Here is an 18,248-nt window from a genome sequence, read left to right as displayed (position 1 = left end):
TCAAATTGGGGTTAGGCCTCCATACATCCCATCTATCGATCCGTTCAGGCGGCAAACCCGAAACAGACACCCCGACAAATGTGTCGATGTATGTGTGTTATTTAGTTAATTTCGCTTTTATTCTAAGCACTAAAATAATGCTATTGAATTTGCGGTGCGCTTTATACCATGCGGGCCTACTTCACGCAAGTAAAAAGGGCTATATCTGCATGTTCGTCATTGCAAATGAAGTAAACCGGCAATTCTTTTTGTCATCTATACATTTTTAGGCTTAAAAGATACAATTCGCCTCATTATTGCTTTGAGTTATTTTTTTAGGATGCAAAATTGACAATCACGATTAAAACTCCAGATGAAATTGAGAAAATGCGAGTAGCGGGTAGATTAGCCGCTGATGTTTTACAAATGATTGGCCCCTACGTTAAGAAGGGTGTCACCACTAATGAACTCAATCAAATCTGTCATGATTATATTGTCAATGAACAGCAATGTATTCCTGCTCCTTTGAATTATGGGCATCCTCCCTTCCCAAAATCTATTTGTACTTCGGTCAATCATGTTATTTGCCATGGCATTCCTTCAGACAAAAAGTTAAAAGACGGAGATACCATCAATATTGATGTGACTGTGATTAAAGATGGTTATCACGGTGATACATCAAAAATGTTTGTGGTAGGTAAACCCAGCATTTTAGCTGAGCGCTTAATTAGAGTGACCCAAGAATGTTTGTACAAAGGCATTGAACTTGTAAAACCAGGGGCACGATTGGGCGATATTGGACATGTCATTCAGCAACACGCAGAAAAGCACAATTATTCCATTGTAAGAGAATATTGTGGTCATGGTATTGGTGCAAACTTTCATGAAGAACCACAAGTGGTTCATTATGGCCGACCTAATACCGGCGTTGAATTGTTAGAAGGCATGTGTTTAACCATTGAGCCAATGGTTAACGCCGGTAAACGTTATTCGAAGATCCTGCCCGACCAATGGACTGTGGTTACCAAAGACCGTAGTTTGAGCGCACAGTGGGAACACACTTTATTAGTCACTAAGGATGGTGTGGAAATTCTCACTCTTAGAGACGACGAAACCATTGATAGAGTGATAAGTCATTAATTCAGCATGTTTTTACTTATGAATAATGATTATGACTAACGTGAATTAGTTATTTGCTATACCACTGCGCTTAATGGACACTTTAATTTTATAATATAAATTGTATTTGTTCGTGTTTGCATTGCGTCTCGTTGTCTAAAACAGCTTTTAGAGGTACTACATTTGTCATTAGATCAGCTCATTGAAAATATCCAGAAAATTACTGACATAAATGACATTAGCAGTTTCAAAAAATGTGTAACTGATAGCGTAGATTGGTTATCTCAGGAATTCACAAAAGTGCCGGTTGACCAACTGGTTCACGAAAGAGCTGTTTTCATCGATGCTTTGCTTTTGCGTGCTTGGAACTTGGTTGGTCTAAATGATCAAAAAGGTTTAGCCTTAGTTGCCGTTGGCGGTTATGGTCGTGGCCAACTTCAACCGCACTCTGATGTGGACCTGCTGATTCTCAGTGATAAAACCATCAATGCTAAGTTGCAAGAAAAAGTCAGTATTTTCATCACCTTCTTGTGGGATATCAAGTTAGATGTTGGTCAGTCTGTACGCACAATCAAAGAAACCTTTAATTTAGCCAAGGCAGACACCACCATAGCAACCAACTTGGTTGAGTCCAGATTACTGGTAGGCAGCGAATCCAGCTTTGAAACCTTGCAAAAGAAGATAAAAGGCAAAGGATATTGGTCAAGTAAAGATTTTTTCACTGCCAAATATGAAGAACAAATAGAACGTCACAGAAAATTCAACGACACCTCCTATAACTTAGAACCAAACGTTAAAGAAAATCCAGGCTGTTTGCGGGATATCCAATCTATTGGTTGGGTAGCTAAACAACACTTTAATGTTTGGAATGGCCATGAATTAGTTGACCACGGTTATTTCACCGAGGGTGAATGGGCAGAGCTAATTGAATCTCGCTCTCATCTCTGGCAAATTCGATTTGCGTTACATTTGATATCAGGTCGCAGTGAAAACCGGCTATTATTTGATTATCAGACCGACGTAGCAGAACGTCTAGGTTATGGTGAAGGAAAACAAGCTGTTGAAAGAATGATGAAGTCATTTTTTCGAACTGTGCGAAGAGTGTCTGAACTTAATGGCATGTTACTGCAATATTTCAAACAAGATATCTTAGAGTTAAAGGTTAAAAACCATCACCTTATAGATGACAATTATGAGTTATTAGATGGCTTAATCAGTCCGCTGCATGACGACGTTTTTAAATCCCCCGAAGATATCCTGTCATTTTTGTTATTAATTGCCAATACGCCAGATTGCACAGGGTTGCACTCTAGCTGTTTACGTCAACTTCGCAATGCGCGCAGAAAGTTTAATAGCCAATATTATTGTGAGATACCTGAATGCCGTAAATTGTTTATGCAACTTATGCGACATCCTAACTTCTTTGGGTTGGGCTGGGATTTAATGCATAAACACGGAATCCTTCAGGCATATCTGCCACAGTGGGATAATATTGTAGGCATGATGCAATTTGACTTGTTTCATGCCTACACTGTGGATGAACACACCCATAGACTGGTTAAACATGTTTATAGTTATCACAGTGACGAAAACCGAGAATTCCCCCGCTGTAAAAAGATCGTGAGGGAAACAGATAAGCCAGAACTCTTATACTTAGCCGCTATTTTCCATGATATTGGTAAAGGTAGAAATGGCGATCACTCGGTATTAGGGGCAGCGGATGTGGTCACTTTTTGTGAGTCTCATGGCATCGACGGGGACGACGCTGAGCTAATTCGCTGGTTGGTAGAAAACCACCTTCTCATGTCAGTAGTTGCTCAGCGTAGAGATATCTATGATCCTGAAATTATTGGTGAATTCGCTCGAGCAGTAAAAAGTCAAAATCATTTAAAACATTTATACGCACTGACGTTAGCAGATATTCGCGCAACCAATAATAATCTTTGGAACGATTGGAAAGCATCACTGATTAGAGAATTGTATTTGTTAACACAAAAAGCCTTGGACAATGGGCTGCAGTGTGGCATTACCTTACTTGAAAGAGTGAATAAACATCAAATAGAAGCCAGAGAGATGCTGAATAAGCAAGGGGTCACTGGAGCAGAGATTGATCAATTTTGGCATCGTTTAAATAATGACTATTTTGCAAGGTTCAGCCCGATGCAGTTGGCTTGGCATGCAAATGAAGTCGCAAAAGCAGAAAGCAAAGACGAAAATAGTTTAACCATTGCGCTAAATGACACAACCGCAAAAGCTGGAACTGAGCTACTAGTTTATGGTAAAAACCGTCCTGCACTTTTTGCACAAATTGCGTCAGTTTTAGATAGCCGAAATTGTTCGATTCACGATGCCCAAATTACCATCACCAATGATGGTTATGTATTCGATAGTTTTATCCTGTTAGAACAGGATGGTTCACGAATATCGTCTCCTAGTCGATTAAAAAGTTTAGTGGAAGCGATAGAAGACCAACTTGCTAAACCGGGCAGAGAACACAACAACAGACGTAAAATGTCACGTCGTATGAAGCAATTAGACGTAGCCACCAAAGTTCGCTTTTACCAGAGTAACTCCGAAGTCACTATGGTAGAGCTTGAAGCATTGGATGCCCCTGGATTACTAGCCAAGGTCGGCCACCTATTTGTAGAGCTAAATTTAACGTTACACATGGCAAAAATTTCAACCATTGGTGAGCGTGCAGAAGATTTGTTTATTATTGCTAATGAACAAGATCAGGCCCTTACCACTGAGCAACAAGTTCAACTTAAAAAACGATTAACCCAATTATTAGATCAACCCTCAACTAGCGGTGAAGCATGTCAGAGTTAAAAAACCAAATAGAAGCAGCGTTTGAAAATAGAGCTTCGATTACAGCAGCGTCAGTAGATGACGCAACAAAACAAGCGGTCATTAGTGCCATTGAACTATTAAATTCTGGCCAAGCCAGAGTAGCAGAAAAGATAGCCGGTGAATGGGTTGTTCATCAGTGGCTTAAAAAAGCAGTTCTGTTGTATTTCCGTATTAATGACAATGACGTTATTGAAGGCGCAGAGAGTCGCTTTTTTGACAAAGTTCCATTGAAATATTCAGACTACACTAAAGCACAATTTGAAGCTGAGGGTGTACGTATTGTTCCACCAGCGGCAGTTAGAACCGGATCTTTTGTAGGCAAAAACGTAGTAGTAATGCCGTCATATATAAACATAGGCGCTTTTGTTGACGAAGGCACTATGGTTGATACTTGGGCGACTGTGGGTTCTTGTGCACAAATAGGTAAGAACGTACATTTGTCTGGCGGTGTTGGAATAGGTGGTGTTTTAGAGCCATTGCAAGCTAACCCAACCATTATTGAAGACAACTGCTTCATTGGCGCACGCTCGGAAATTGTTGAAGGTGTGGTTGTTGAAGAAGATAGTGTTATTTCAATGGGTGTCTACATTGGCCAAAGTACCCGAATTTACGACCGCGAAACAGGCGAAGTTCATTATGGTCGAGTTCCTGCAGGCTCAGTAGTTGTGTCTGGTAGCTTACCGAGTAAAGATGGCAAATACAGTCTATACGCAGCAGTCATCGTGAAGAAAGTAGATGCTCAAACTCGTTCAAAAGTTGGTATCAATGCACTATTGCGTGCCGCTGAATAGTCTTAGCCAACAAACATAATTTGTTAGAAGGCAACCAATCAACCCTGTAAACACCATGTTTTACAGGGTTTTTTTATACTTTTTCAAAATCACCTTCCCCTTTTTTGTCCCTCGATTTACTTGGACCCCCATCGATATGCGGGACGATTTACATGGACAGGCATGATTAGCGATTTACATGGACACCCATGATAAACGTGAATTTACGTGGACAGGCAGATTAGCCATTTACATGGACAGGCATGATTTACATGACAGGCATATATATTGAGTTTACGGATTCATGATTTACATGACAGGCATATATATTGAGTTTACGGATTTACATGGACAGCCATGTTTAGAACAGATTTACGTGGACAACCATGATAAATATGATTTAGCGATTTACATGGACGGCCATGTTTAAAGTACTAAACATAAGCACAAAACAAGCAGATTTAAGACGATACTCTTGGGTTAACTTTCGATCGATTTACATGGACAGCCATGATAAATATGATTAGCTATTTACATGGACTAGCGATTTACATGGACAGCCATGTTTAACAGAAATGATTTACGTGGACTAGCGATTTACATGGACAGCCATGTTTAAAGGGCACATTTACATGGACAGGCATGATTTACATGACAGGCATATATATTGAGTTTACGGATTTACATGGACAGCCATGTTTAGAACAGATTTACATGGACAGCCATGTTTAGAACAGATTTACGTGGACAACCATGATAAATATGATTTAGCGATTTACATGGACACCCATGATAAACGTGAATTTACGTGGACAGGCAGATTAGCCATTTACATGGACAGGCATGTTTAAAGTACTAAACATAAGCACAACATTTACATGGACAGGCATGATTTACATGACAGGCATATATATTGAGTTTACGGATTTACATGGACGGATTTACATGGACAGCCATGTTTAGAACAGATTTACATGGACGGCCATGTTTAAAGCACAAAACAAGCAGATTTAAGACGATACTCTTGGGTTAATTTTCGCTGGGTGTTTCTAGTAATTTGTCGAGTTCTTCCCACAATTCATCACACAGACCTTGGCGATATGCGGATGCACGAAAAACGGGGTGCTCACCACGATAAACAATTAACATTCTTGAATTCTGATCTTTTAAGCTGGTTTTTACATTTGATAGGCGGTCACATACTTTTACAATCAGCGCGAGTTCAGTTTCGCCAGAAACCTTAGCCATCTTCTGATAGGTTTTCTTTTTACGTTCTTGCCGATTCCGGCCTTTTTCATCGGTGACAATTGCAACACAGCTAGCAATTAGTTTACCAAACTTTTCTTCGATCTCTTCGATGGTTGTCGAGGTATCTTCTACCACATCATGCAAATAAGCGATCACTTCAGCATCTTCGCCAAAGGCCTTCGCTTTTTCAGCAACTTCGTCTAAATGATACGAATAAGGATGTTTGCCATATTTTTGGTCACCATGTGACTTAACTGCAAACTCTCGCGCTTTAACTTTTTCTTTCAGCATAAATACTAAATGTCCCCCCAGCAAAGTTAGCGATACAACTCGCTCTTTGTAACAAAATTAAACCAATAGAGCTGAAATTTAGTATACGGCTATTTTTGCTTAAAAAGAAAGCGCTCTGATTAAATCAATATTTACAGGGAAGCCTTGGCTTTAGATATACAAAGATAATCTGGAATTTTTTAAATTTGCTTAAAAATTCCAGTTACCTTTAATTGTGCGTATTTCTCTAGGATTGGGATTATTACAGTATTACTGGGAAGCTATAAGTTTCGGCAAAATACTTTCTATCCATGGTAAAACCTCTGCTTCAGGCTCTAAAGTTTCCATAACATCTACAATGAAAAGATCGGCGACCGGTTGCCCTTGAAGCTCAACAAGCACCTCAAATATTTGCTTACCCGCGCCACAAAAGCTATCACTGTAACTACTATCACCTAAGCCAACAACGGCAAAGGGTTTTTGATCCATCAATGGCATAGTGTCTTTCATATCCATGATCAAAAACTCTAAGTTCGGTGGTAAGTCCCCTTGCCCGGTTGTTGAGCTGATAAAAATCACTGATTTGGTTTGTTTAAAATTATCTAAGGTTCCATCAATAAAGAGTTCTACATTGTGTCCCTTTTCGGCTAACATTTCCTCTACTTGCTCTGCAACATGCTGAGCATTACCGTATACAGAGCCCACAAAAATTCCCACGTCTACCATTGTATAATGTTCCTCAGATTGACTAACTTCCATTCAGGTTAGTTAGTTGTTGTAGTTGATTGAGGTCTAGGCCCCATTGTTCAATTATAGCTTTCATTCTTATATCAAATTGACAGCTAATTTTCAGCGTATTTTGTGTTATTGGATGAGTAATAATCATTTCACTGCAGGTTAATCCTAAACCTGCCAAGCCAAATTGGTCCCTTATAAACGCGTTTTGCTTGCCATCGCCATGTGTAGTATCGCCAACTATCGGGTGACGAATATGCGCCATATGCCTACGTAACTGATGTTTTCGGCCAGTCAAAGGATGCAGTTTAACGAGTGAATAACGAGCTGTTTGATAACGACCAACTGCAAAGGGTAACTCAAATTTGTGCAAACATTGATAGTCGGTAATAGCATCTTGCGCAGGTTTGTCCTGTCGCGATTTTTTATCAGCAATTTTGTCCAATTTTTCTTTTAGTGGATAATCAATTCTGCCGCTATCAGGACAGTATCCACGCACAATTGCAAAGTATGTTTTAGCGATGTGTTTGTGGGTGAATTGTTCGGTTAAGATTCTCGCAATGTCTGATGATAAAGCAAATAACAGCACCCCCGAAGTGGGCTTATCAAGACGATGAACTGGAAAAACATGCTGGCCTAGCTGATCACGAAGTAATTGCATAGCAAACTGTGTTTCATGACGATCAATCATACTGCGATGGACTAATAACCCGGCAGGCTTATCAATTGCTACTATGTATTCATCTTGATATAAAATGCTCAAACTCATGACTACGACTTACCTTCATCAAACAATAAATCTATTTTTTTAACAGCGTCAATGATCAAAGGAAAGGTTTCTTTGCTCAGTGTGATATGAATCACTGGAGAAATGGCAATAGATGCAGGTAACGGCTGACCCGTTTCAATTAGTATTTTCATTTTGGGAATGAATACAAACTGCAACCACTGCTCTATTTTGAGTGTATCAACCGCAAATGGTAGTTCACTATTTAACGCTTCTTGTGTGGGCGCACTATCCGACCAAAGTTGCTCTTGTTGCATTAGGATTTCTAAATTCACTAGATGCTTGAATAATTCATTATGCAGGATTGTCATGACGATTGATTTGGCACTACCTTAGACGGGTTAATCATTTTGAGTCGCTTATTTATTTGTGATTTCTTTTTAATAGCCACACAAAAAGATATACTCTGCAACTTCACATTTAGCACACTCAACATATTACCCTAAACTGATTATGAGCAAGCACGAAATTTCTTCTATTAGTGAATTTTTACTCCACGCAGGTACTGATTATCGCGTATTCGATATGGGAAGAACCATTCGAGAGATTCCTAGTCAACAATTTTTAGAACAAGAAAATGGTCAAATTAAGCCCGCTTACGCCAGAGCACAGCACGCTTGGTTTGGAATTGTTTTTTGGGATAAAACCCGCTCCGAGCAACAGTATATATGGTTTGTGAAGTTACCCACAGATGAAAACGGACTGATTGTTAGCGCCTGCCGCAATCACTTTTTACAGATAATTGTCGATGCTTTAGGCGCTGAATTAGAAAACGCCGACAAAAAAAATGGTCAACTACCTGATAACCCTTACTCGTTTATTCCTAATCAAAATCAAATTGCGGATTTCAACAGCAAAAGTAGAGGCGTTTTATCGTTAGGGAAATCACAGTATTTTGAAGCAGCCAAAGCATATATTAGCTCACCAATGGTGATTGATTGGCAGAGTATCGCGCTGCAAGGATTAGCAGATTTAGTGGCCGATATAGACTCACCAGAAATACACAGCAATATATGCCGACATTTTTCCCACTTCCCTGAGCAAGTGCAGTATCAATTACTGATCAGTATGGAGAATTACCCCCTACCTGATACTTGCGTGCTAACCATTTTGTCGTGGATGAAGCAACATTCAGAAGATGAAATAAAGTGGCAGCATGGCTTACGCGCCTTGTCGCAGACAACCAACTTAAATCAAGTGGCGGCAACCATTGATAAAGTATTAGAGAGTGAGATGGCCAATAGTCACAATATCTTGGTGATTATTTCAGGTCGCCTTTGGCATTATTTGAATAACCAGAACCAGTTACTTAGTTTTTTTGAAAAAGTGGCTGAGGCAGATCCCAATTTCGATTTATTTATGGGAATTTTTCAAGACTTAGTACAATTGCCCGAATTGCGCGAGCAAGTGTTACAAATGTTACGAAATCCAAATAAATCTGAAACCTTATCTATAGCTGTCGGGCATCTATTTTCAGCCCATAAAAATTAGGATTAATGAATGAATTTTAATCTCACAGATATTTTAGTTCTATTCATTATCGCAGCGATAGCGTTTCAGTTTTGGCGGATACGTGGCATTTCAGAACAAGCGAAAGTCTATTTAGAAAAAATATTGCGAAATAAACGGCCTGCAATTAATTAGTATTGCGCGAAGCAAAACCAAAGTGATTTTTCACAAGGCTAAACTAGATTGGTATACCGAATTTTCTTTTGAATTTTCCAGCACTGGCGAAGAACGTTACTTAGGTTTACTGAAAATGCGCGGAGTTAGCGTAGATGATGTGAATGTACCTGCTTATAGAATAAGTTAACAATCGAGCCCCTACTGGGTATCCATTTTTAGTTCAAAACTTTTCAGCGCAACACTCACCCCGTTAATTATCACTTCGATTTTGTGAATTCCTGGGTAATACCTTCGGGTGGTTATCGCCTTAAAAGGATGAGATTTAGCCAGTAACAATGGCTGTCCATGTTCAAGAGTGATACTTTTCCATTTAAATACTTTGGCTTTTAGTTCACCATTCGCTTTTTGATGATGGATTGCAAAATCAATCATTAACAATTGTTCTTTTACCGATTGCCCGTCTAAATGCAGCGAAAAATGCAGTTTTGAGCCAAATTCAACTAGATTCTGCTCAACTTCTAATTTCACAAATTTCAATTTAGGGGGAAAATACCCAAGATTTTGCAACGCTATTGGATGCCCCTGTTTAAGCAAGGTTCTGCCTGCATGGCGAATGAGTTTTTTGCGGTTGTGATTTGCACCTTCACTCCAGATTTTCAACGTAGTAGCCACTAAATCTGGATGGTCTTTGGCAATATCATTCAAATTATTTGCCACAGAACGACGAACGTACTCTTCTTTGTCGTCTTTTAATTTTTCTACTAAGCCAATTATTGGTTGCGGGTTTTGAATAAAGATAGGCAGTTGCATCCCCCATGGTAAACGCGGCCGACAGCCTTCAGAGGCTAGTCGTCGAACATGGTGACTCTCATCTTCACACCATTCAACTAATTTGCTAAGCGTCCTTTCAGGTTTGCTCAACAAAAAGTGACGTATACCAAACTCCGACGTAAATCGTTGCGTAAAGGCATGGAATAACGCCATTGACGTGTCAAAGTTCTCTTGCCCATAAACCCCTACATATTCAGCCATCGGCATTATCGCCCAGCCGTTTAACCCTAGTAACAAGTCAGAATTTTCAGATAAATCACTATTATGTTCGGCGGCTAAGCTTTTGCGCATAATCTGAGCGGCATGTTCGAAGTCATCGGGTAAAGTATCTTTCATTGCCTGCATGATCTGGTTCGAACGTTGTTTCAATTCTAAATGGGCCAAATTTTTCGATGCAACTGCGATAAAAAGCGCACAATCGAATGCCTCAAAATGCGCTGAAAAATGATTGGCCATATGCGCAATGAGATCATTGTTAAATAAATTTTTCAGAGGTTCAGGCATGACTCATCCAAGCTATGTGTTTATGTTTACGGATTTAGGCTAAAGGTTGATTATTATCGATCATTATTTTATGCACCGCTTCTCGAAACCAGCGCAGAGCTAAGTCATCTTCTGTATTTTGGTGCCAATACATGTGGGTAGAAATAAGCGGCATGTCAAATGGCACCGCCACTGATACCAAACTACTGTCCAGTAAACGAGCGCCTATAGAACTAGGCAGTGTTAAAAAAAATGGCGACCCTTTAAGTATCTCCTTGGCAGCATAATAATTCTGACAACGCACCGACACCTGCCGAGTAAAACCTTGTTCTTGGAACATAAAATCTTCTAAAACGGCTCCGGTTGGACGATGTGAAACGCTAATGTGCTCAGCCGAAAAGTATTGTTCTTGACTGATACGCTGTTTTAACAGGCTATCCTGACCGTGGCCATCTAGTTCGACCCTACTAACCTCAGCGCTATTCACCTTAGAGCCATCAATATGAGTAGAAGTAAACAAGGGGTGCTGCCTGTCCATCAAAATCATAAATTTATCATTGCGAACGTTTTCATGACGAATCGGCGGCTTGAGTGGCATCGCAATATCAAAGGCCAAATCAAACTGTCCTGAGGTTAACGCTTTAGACAGTTGATTACGTTCTACTTTCACACTGGCAAAAGTAATATTCGGCGCTTTTTCAAACAGTATCTTGGCAATACTCGGCAAAATGGTGGGCTCAAGGGCATCATGCATAGCAATGCGAAAGTGATGTTCACTGGTGAGTGGATCAAACTCCCCCCACTGCTGCAAAATTTGTCTCAGACGGCTCAAGTTATCAATAATTAACGGCGCCATTCGTTTACATGCGGGGGTTGGCATCATTTTATTTTGGCTTCGTTCGAACAAGGGATCTTGCAAACAATCACGTAACCTTTTAACCGCATGACTCACTGCTGAAGGCGTGATATTCAACCTATCGGCTGTTCTTGTCATATTTTGTTCCAGATACAGACTTTCAAATACTTTCAGTAGATTTAAGTCTAACCTTTGAATTTGCTTTATTTCCGCCACACTCCACCATGAATTAAATTCATACAACCAATTAAGTATATTTCATTTCATTCAGATGACAACAGTGTTTATGCTAGATAAACACGTTAATTATTCGGAGACAATTATGCATTTCGAACACAGTCAAAAAGCACAAGATTACCTTGCTCGCGTAAAAGCCTTTATGCAAGAACACATTTATCCCATCGAGAGCAAGATCTACGCGGAAATGGAAGAAATGAATCCCGCTGGTGATTGGAAAAACTGGAAGCTTCACCCGGATGTTGAAAACTTAAAAAAAGAAGCTAGAAAACAAGGGCTTTGGAATTTATTTCTACCGGACGATAAATTAGGCAAAGGACTGAGCTGCTTAGAATACGCTCCCTTAGCTGAAGAAATGGGCCGAGTCCCCTTCTCCCCTGAAATTTTTAACTGTAATGCTCCAGACACGGGCAATATGGAAGTGCTTTACCATTTTGGTTCTGAGGCACAAAAACAAAAATGGCTAACTCCTTTGTTAGCTGGCGAAATCCGCTCTGTTTTTGGCATGACTGAGCCTGAAGTGGCGTCTTCGGATGCAACCAATATGGCGGCGACCATAGAGCTAGACGGTGACGAAGCGGTAATTAATGGTAAAAAATGGTGGAGCACTGGTTTAGGCCACCCTAATGCCAAAGTTACGGTCTTTATGGGCTTATCCAATCCTGAAAATGACCGGCATGCCCAACACAGCATGGTATTGGTTCCCCTTGATACTAAAGGCATCGAAATTAAACGCATGCTAACCGCTTATGGCGATTACGATGCTCCTTATGGTCATGGTGAAATGCACTTTACCAATGTTCGCGTACCCAAAGAAAATATCATCATGGGCATGGGTAAAGGTTTTGCTATTGCCCAAGGTAGACTTGGTCCTGGCCGCATACATCACTGCATGCGCGCTATCGGTATGGCGGAAAAAGCCCTTGAGCTGGCCATTTTACGTGGACAGTCACGTCAAGCATTTGGAAAACCAATCATAAAATTGGGAGGCAACCAAGAACGCATTGCAGAAGCACGCATGGCAATAGATCAAGCTCGCCTGCTAACCTTAAATGCAGCGTGGAAAATAGATGCTGGGGGCGTAAAGAATGCCATGACAGAGATATCAGCGATAAAAGTGGTTGTGCCTAGAATGCTGCAAAATGTTGTTGATATGGCCATCCAGTTTCATGGTGGTGCAGGCATGTGCAGTGACTTCCCTCTTGCGCGTTTTGCTGCCGGGGCTCGTTCACTCAGACTTGCAGACGGTCCAGATGAAGTGCATCAGGGTATGGTGACTCGCATTGAGCTTAAAAAGTACTTGAACAAGTAAGCTTGTCCTACTTGGTTAATGTAAGTATCTAAGATACTAAGGGAATACACTAGGCTATAAGCTTGATGATACCATCAAGCTTATTTGATGCTTTGAACAACGATTTAATAGGATAAAATTTGACAGCCATTTATTTAATTAGACATGGCCAAGCCTCTTTTGGCCAACAAAATTACGATAAGCTTTCGGATGTCGGACATCAGCAAGCTAAGCTGTTAGGTAATTCATTACAGACTCGGATAGGCGACTTTGATAAGGTGTTTTTAGGCAGTATGTTACGGCATAAACAAACCTTACAAAATTGTTTGTCTGGGATGTCATCCGTAGTTGATGAATCGAATTGGAATTTCGATGCCAATTGGAATGAATACGATCATAACGACATAATTGCCCAAATGGGGCCGGAGTTTACTGATGCACCTTCAGTTAAAAACTGGTTATTAACCCAAAACAATCCAAAAGCAGCCTTTGAGAAATTATTCAACGACGCCATGAATCGCTGGATGTCAGGCCAACACTGTGACGAATATGTCGAGTCATGGGAGCGATACCTGAATCGCATAAAAGGCGCGTTGGAAAATGTGATTAACAACGCAAAAGGTGCCAAAAAAGTCGCGGTTTTCACCTCCGGCGGACCGATTTCGGTGGTTAGTCAATATTTGTTAGGAATCCCGCCAAGCAATGTAATGCAAGTAAATTGGACCCTGGTAAACTGCGGTATTACTAAGTTAGTAAACACCCAATCTAGAGTATTTTTGTCTACCTTAAATGACCATAGTCATTTCGAAGGTCAACATAAATCTTTAATCACCTATAAATAATTTTTAATCATGAAACTCAAAAACATAGGCCAATTATGAGCAGAAAAAACATATTAATTACCGGCGCCAGCTCAGGCTTAGGTAAAGGCATGGCCATTGAATTTGCCAAAATGAACCGAAATTTGGCACTTTGCGCTCGCCGTATTGAGCGGTTAGAAGCATTAAAACAAGAACTACTCAGTATCAACCCAAATATCACCGTCTCAATCAAATCGCTAGACGTAGACAACCATGAACAGGTATTCGAAGTATTCAACGAGTTTCATCAAGAATTGGGACAATTAGACAGAGTGATTGTTAATGCAGGAATGGGAAAAGGAGCTGCCATAGGTACGGGATACTTTCACGCCAATAAGCAGACAGCCATCACCAATTTCGTTTCGGCATTAGCACAGTGTGAAGCTGCAATGGCAATATTCAGACAGCAGAATAGCGGCCATTTAGTGACCATTTCATCGATAAGCGCGATTCGTGGAGCACGAAGAGCGATGAACGTTTATGCCGCCACCAAAGCCGGACTAAGTTCACTCACTGAAGGAATCAGAATTGACGTTTTGGATACCCCCATTAAAGTATCCACCGTACACCCTGGTTTTATCAAAAGTGAAATTAACGAAAAAGTTAAAAAAGTCCCCTTTATTGTAGATACAGAAACCGGCTGTAAAGCAATTATCAAAGAAATAGAAAAAGAAGGCGCAAACAGCTACGTGCCTAAATGGCCTTGGGCAGTCATTCGGCCAATTTTGAGCATAGCTCCACTGAGCTGGTTAAAGAAAATGAGTTAAACAACGAGCAAGCTATGGCTTGCTTTGTTCATTATGATCGCGGTCTGCCAAAAACACCCAGTCTCCTCCCCCACAAAATGCCCCCAAACAAGACCACTAAATAAAATTAATTGATCAAGGTCATTATTTAGTCGTTTAACAGTATTAACCACAGTTTATTTATGGTTATATTATCTACCTAGAGATATCACCTTTTAGCGAATACTTGTTTTGGGTTGGATAACAAATCTATAGGGAATGGGACCAAATGAAATACCTAGATTATGATGTACTTATCGTTGGAGGTGGCGGTGCGGGGTTACGAGCCAGTATTGCTGCAGCTGAGCAGGCACAAGCAGCCGGCCTTAATTTAAGTATCGGTTTAGTTTCCAAAGTTTATCCTATGCGCTCGCACACTGTTGCGGCAGAAGGTGGAGCAGCGGCGGTTACCCGTGAAGATGATAGTTTTGCCGCGCACATTGAAGACACTGTCGCAGGTGGTGACTGGTTAGCAGAGCAATCTGTAGTCGATTACTTCGTGCGCCATGCTCATCAAGAATTAGTGCAATTGGAACACTGGGGTTGCCCTTGGAGCCGCAAAAAAGGTGGTTCAGTGCAAGTTCGTCGCTTTGGCGGCATGAAAATAGAACGCACTTGGTTTGCAGCCGATAAAACCGGCTTCCACATGTTACATACGTTATTTCAAACCTCCTTACGCTTTAATCAAATCCAGCGTCTAGATGAATTTTTTGTGCTCGATTTGTTAGTCAATGATGGACAAATTTCGGGCATTGTCGCCTTGGAAATAGCCACAGGTGAATTGCATTTTATTCGAGCTAAATCGGTTATTTTGGCAACCGGTGGTGCAGGAAGACTATTTCGCTTCAACACCAATGGTGGCATTGTAACCGGTGATGGTATGGCACTGGCCTATCGTCATGGTGTGGCACTGCGCGACATGGAATTTGTGCAATACCATCCCACCGGCCTGCCAGGTTCAGGGATACTGATTACTGAAGCCTCACGTGGTGAAGGTGGCTTAATGCTCAACAAACAGGGCTACCGTTACCTGCAAGATTACGGTTTAGGTCCGGAAACACCTGTAGGTGAGCCTAAAAATAAATACATGGAACTGGGGCCTAGAGACAAACTGTCACAGGCGTTTTGGCATGAACAACAGGCAGGACGTACTGGCCGCTTCGGCGACAGTGACGTTGTCTATCTTGATTTACGGCACCTCGGAAAAGCCTACTTACACGAACGCCTTCCCTTTATATGTGAGCTGGCAAAATCCTATGTCAATGTAGACCCAGTCAAGGAGCCTATACCGGTGCGCCCTGCGGTGCATTACACCATGGGCGGGATCACCACCAATGCCAAGTGTGAAACCTCAATAAAAGGACTCTTTGCCGCCGGAGAATGTGCTTCGGTTGGCCTGCATGGGGCTAACCGCTTAGGTTCCAATTCGCTCAGTGAGTTATTGGTATTTGGCCGTCTAGCCGGCGAGCAAGCGGTAGCATTTAGTCAACAGCGAGAACTCACGCCCTCAGCTGATTTAGAAGCTCAGTTTGAAGTTCAACAACAACGTATAACCACATTGCGTAATCAACAAGGTCGAGAAAGTTGGGTAGCGATAAAACGAGAGTTATTAAAAACCATGGAACAAGGCTGTGGAATTTATCGCGATCAAGCAGGATTACAGCAAACGTTGAACACCATCCGAGAGCTCAAAACACGCTATCAACAAATAACAATCGCAGATAAAAGCCTTGGCTACAATACCGAGCTATTGCAGTGTATCGAGCTTGGGTTTGGTATAGATGTGGCTGAAGCAACCTGCTTAGCGGCGTTATTGCGCCGTGAATCTAGAGGTGCTCACCAGCGCCTTGATGAAGGTTGCACCCAGCGTGACGATGAGCAGTATTTACAACATAGTCTGGTTTATTATCAAGCCAATGGTGATGCGCATTTAGCTTGGCAGCCGGTTGATATTTCGTTATTACCACCAGCAGCAAGAGCCTATGGTGATGCAGGCAAAGGAGTCTCATCATGAAAACGATCAGTATAGCTCGCTATCTACCAGAAACATCTCAAAGCCCTTTTGTTCAACAATTTAACGTTCCCGTTGACGACAGCACTTCGGTGCTTGATGCCCTCAATTACATCAAGGAAGAGCTAGATCCTTCATTGAGCTTTCGTTGGTCTTGTAGAATGGCGATTTGTGGCTCATGCGGACTTATGGTCAACGGTGTTCCGAAACTAGGCTGCAAAGTATTTTTACGTGACTACCACGACGAAGTAGTCATAGAACCGCTAGCCCATTTGCCGGTAGAGCGGGACTTAATAGTGGATATGGATGCGTTTTTAACTCACCTAGAAGCGGTCAAACCCTATCTTATTGCCGATGATAAAAACCCCACTGAAGCGAACCGACAAACGCCCGCGCAAATGGCCAAATACCAGCAGTTTTCCGATTGTATCAATTGTGGACTATGTTACGCGGCCTGCCCACAATTTGGCTTAAATCCTGAATTTTTAGGGCCTGCAGCGATTACCCTAGCACATCGTTATAACCTAGATAGTCGTGATCATGGAAAAGCGCAACGAATGCCTTTATTGAATACCGAGGAAGGCGCGTGGAGCTGCACCTTTGTCGGCTTTTGTTCAAAAGTCTGTCCGAAAAATGTAGATCCCGCGGCAGCAGTCAATCAATCCAAAGTTGAATCAGCTAAAGACATGATTATCCAATTATTTAAGGGGAATTTATGACTTATCGCACAACGCTTTCTCGAACCTGGTGGTTAAAACACAATGAGTTTAAAGCTTATATGTTGCGCGAAGCGACAGTATTGCCCCTCACGTTTTTTATCTTGTGTTTAGTCTCTGGCGTTTACTGTTTATGGCAAGGTGAAAATCAATGGACCAACTGGCAAACCGCAATGGGCCAACCTTGGGTGCTAGCCATAAACGCATTAGCCTTGTTTGCCAGTCTATTCCACGCATGGACGTTCTTTCAGTTATTTCCGAGAGTCATGCCGATTCGTATTGGTCAAATAAGCGTACCAGCCAATTTGTTAATAGCAGGGCAATGGGCTGGCGTACTATCAGTCATCGTTTTATTTAGCTGGTTATTTTGGGGAAGTTTATGAATGTTCAAACACCTATGAAAGAGACAAATACCTCTTCAAAACCCCAGCGCAGTAGTGAACCTGTGTGGTGGGCATTATTCAGCGCTGGCGGTGTTTGTTTTGCAGTATTTATTCCCGCTGCAATCCTATTTTTCGGTTTACTGCAACCTATAGGACTGATCGAATTTAGCTATTCGCAAGCTCATAATTGTTTTTTCAGTTTTTGGGGACTGATGTTTAGCGGCGCCTTTATCATTTTGCCAGGCTTCCATGCAGCGCACCGGATTCGCCACGGTTTACACGACCTAAAAGTGCAACACCATGGACTCATCAAAGTGATTTGTTATGGTGTTGCCAGTTTAATAGGCGTGTTAACCCTTGGAATTTGGCTAACGGGTGTGATTGCTTAAGGGCCTTTTTTTAGGTCTAATC

Annotated in this window: 20 protein-coding genes; 14 read left to right on the top strand and 6 right to left on the bottom strand. The window is 41.4% G+C overall.

The window, feature by feature from the left end; all coding sequences use genetic code 11:
- Positions 1-327 precede the first annotated feature (327 nt).
- From map to ABWV72_RS06905, 4 genes are all read left to right on the top strand, one after another.
- Positions 328-1,119: a type I methionyl aminopeptidase gene (map, locus tag ABWV72_RS06920; RefSeq protein WP_303499583.1), complete on the top strand. Its 792-nt coding sequence runs from the start codon at positions 328-330 to the stop codon at positions 1,117-1,119.
- 162 nt (positions 1,120-1,281) lie between these two features.
- The gene (gene glnD / locus ABWV72_RS06915; RefSeq protein WP_353369541.1) at positions 1,282-3,927 is read left to right on the top strand and encodes a [protein-PII] uridylyltransferase; all 2,646 of its coding nucleotides are present in this window, start codon (positions 1,282-1,284) and stop codon (positions 3,925-3,927) included.
- Positions 3,915-4,739, top strand: coding sequence for a 2,3,4,5-tetrahydropyridine-2,6-dicarboxylate N-succinyltransferase (gene dapD / locus ABWV72_RS06910; protein WP_353369539.1), 825 nt, complete (start codon positions 3,915-3,917; stop codon positions 4,737-4,739). The genes glnD and dapD overlap by 13 nt, the downstream gene beginning before the upstream one ends.
- 674 nt (positions 4,740-5,413) lie before the next feature.
- The gene (locus ABWV72_RS06905) at positions 5,414-5,569 is read left to right on the top strand and encodes a hypothetical protein (protein WP_353369537.1); all 156 of its coding nucleotides are present in this window, start codon (positions 5,414-5,416) and stop codon (positions 5,567-5,569) included.
- A gap of 178 nt (positions 5,570-5,747) precedes the next feature.
- On the opposite strand, the gene ABWV72_RS06900 is transcribed toward ABWV72_RS06905, so the two are convergent.
- From ABWV72_RS06900 to ABWV72_RS06885, 4 genes are all read right to left on the bottom strand, one after another.
- Positions 5,748-6,257: an HD domain-containing protein gene (locus ABWV72_RS06900; protein ID WP_216049913.1), complete on the bottom strand. Its 510-nt coding sequence runs from the start codon at positions 6,255-6,257 to the stop codon at positions 5,748-5,750.
- A 249-nt stretch (positions 6,258-6,506) separates the two neighbouring features.
- Positions 6,507-6,962 (bottom strand): flavodoxin domain-containing protein, encoded by a 456-nt coding sequence (locus tag ABWV72_RS06895; RefSeq protein WP_216049912.1) that lies wholly within the window; start codon positions 6,960-6,962, stop codon positions 6,507-6,509.
- Between the two features lie 22 nt (positions 6,963-6,984).
- Positions 6,985-7,740 (bottom strand): tRNA pseudouridine(65) synthase TruC, encoded by a 756-nt coding sequence (truC, locus tag ABWV72_RS06890; protein ID WP_342807168.1) that lies wholly within the window; start codon positions 7,738-7,740, stop codon positions 6,985-6,987.
- 2 nt (positions 7,741-7,742) lie between these two features.
- Positions 7,743-8,069 carry a YqcC family protein gene (locus ABWV72_RS06885; protein WP_353369534.1) on the bottom strand — a complete coding sequence of 109 codons (327 nt, stop codon included), beginning with the start codon at positions 8,067-8,069 and terminating at the stop codon, positions 7,743-7,745.
- Positions 8,070-8,211: 142 nt separating this feature from the next.
- Here ABWV72_RS06885 and ABWV72_RS06880 point away from each other — a divergent pair, with 142 nt between their 5' ends.
- From ABWV72_RS06880 to ABWV72_RS06870, 3 genes are read left to right on the top strand one after another with little or no spacing between them, the layout of a single operon-like run.
- Positions 8,212-9,249, top strand: coding sequence for a DUF3549 family protein (locus tag ABWV72_RS06880; protein WP_353369532.1), 1,038 nt, complete (start codon positions 8,212-8,214; stop codon positions 9,247-9,249).
- A 9-nt stretch (positions 9,250-9,258) separates the two neighbouring features.
- A complete protein-coding gene (locus ABWV72_RS06875) occupies positions 9,259-9,402 on the top strand; it encodes a hypothetical protein (RefSeq protein WP_353369530.1) in 144 nt (47 codons plus the stop codon).
- A gap of 22 nt (positions 9,403-9,424) precedes the next feature.
- Positions 9,425-9,571: a DUF3301 domain-containing protein gene (locus ABWV72_RS06870; protein ID WP_353369528.1), complete on the top strand. Its 147-nt coding sequence runs from the start codon at positions 9,425-9,427 to the stop codon at positions 9,569-9,571.
- Between the two features lie 11 nt (positions 9,572-9,582).
- On the opposite strand, the gene ABWV72_RS06865 is transcribed toward ABWV72_RS06870, so the two are convergent.
- Together ABWV72_RS06865 and ABWV72_RS06860 are read right to left on the bottom strand one after the other, a co-directional pair.
- Entirely contained in the window at positions 9,583-10,719 is a 1,137-nt protein-coding gene (locus tag ABWV72_RS06865; RefSeq protein ID WP_353369526.1) for a DNA alkylation repair protein, read from the bottom strand.
- A gap of 34 nt (positions 10,720-10,753) precedes the next feature.
- Positions 10,754-11,770 (bottom strand): LysR family transcriptional regulator, encoded by a 1,017-nt coding sequence (locus ABWV72_RS06860; RefSeq protein ID WP_353369524.1) that lies wholly within the window; start codon positions 11,768-11,770, stop codon positions 10,754-10,756.
- A 106-nt stretch (positions 11,771-11,876) separates the two neighbouring features.
- On the opposite strand from ABWV72_RS06860, the gene ABWV72_RS06855 reads away from it, so the two are divergent.
- The 7 genes from ABWV72_RS06855 to frdD all read left to right on the top strand — a co-directional run bounded on the left by ABWV72_RS06855 (position 11,877) and on the right by frdD (position 18,226).
- Positions 11,877-13,103, top strand: a complete 1,227-nt coding sequence (locus ABWV72_RS06855) for an acyl-CoA dehydrogenase family protein (RefSeq protein ID WP_353369522.1) — start codon at positions 11,877-11,879, stop codon at positions 13,101-13,103.
- Between the two features lie 119 nt (positions 13,104-13,222).
- A complete protein-coding gene (locus tag ABWV72_RS06850; protein ID WP_342807162.1) occupies positions 13,223-13,924 on the top strand; it encodes a histidine phosphatase family protein in 702 nt (233 codons plus the stop codon).
- A 35-nt stretch (positions 13,925-13,959) separates the two neighbouring features.
- Positions 13,960-14,709 carry an SDR family oxidoreductase gene (locus ABWV72_RS06845; protein WP_216049903.1) on the top strand — a complete coding sequence of 250 codons (750 nt, stop codon included), beginning with the start codon at positions 13,960-13,962 and terminating at the stop codon, positions 14,707-14,709.
- Between the two features lie 247 nt (positions 14,710-14,956).
- The gene (frdA, locus tag ABWV72_RS06840; RefSeq protein WP_353369519.1) at positions 14,957-16,741 is read left to right on the top strand and encodes a fumarate reductase (quinol) flavoprotein subunit; all 1,785 of its coding nucleotides are present in this window, start codon (positions 14,957-14,959) and stop codon (positions 16,739-16,741) included.
- Positions 16,738-17,457: a succinate dehydrogenase/fumarate reductase iron-sulfur subunit gene (locus ABWV72_RS06835; RefSeq protein ID WP_216049901.1), complete on the top strand. Its 720-nt coding sequence runs from the start codon at positions 16,738-16,740 to the stop codon at positions 17,455-17,457. The genes frdA and ABWV72_RS06835 overlap by 4 nt, the downstream gene beginning before the upstream one ends.
- A complete protein-coding gene (locus tag ABWV72_RS06830) occupies positions 17,454-17,837 on the top strand; it encodes a fumarate reductase subunit C (protein ID WP_353369517.1) in 384 nt (127 codons plus the stop codon). Before ABWV72_RS06835 ends, ABWV72_RS06830 begins: the two co-directional genes overlap by 4 nt.
- Positions 17,834-18,226 carry a fumarate reductase subunit FrdD gene (gene frdD / locus ABWV72_RS06825; protein WP_353369515.1) on the top strand — a complete coding sequence of 131 codons (393 nt, stop codon included), beginning with the start codon at positions 17,834-17,836 and terminating at the stop codon, positions 18,224-18,226. Before ABWV72_RS06830 ends, frdD begins: the two co-directional genes overlap by 4 nt.
- The last annotated feature ends 22 nt before the right edge of the window (positions 18,227-18,248 follow it).

Source organism: Aliiglaciecola sp. NS0011-25, from assembly GCF_040370605.1.
In the GTDB taxonomy this organism is placed as follows: Bacteria; Pseudomonadota; Gammaproteobacteria; order Enterobacterales; family Alteromonadaceae; genus Aliiglaciecola; species Aliiglaciecola lipolytica_A.
Note: the sequence above shows the minus strand (reverse complement) of the source record. Positions and strands in the feature narration are given on the sequence as shown.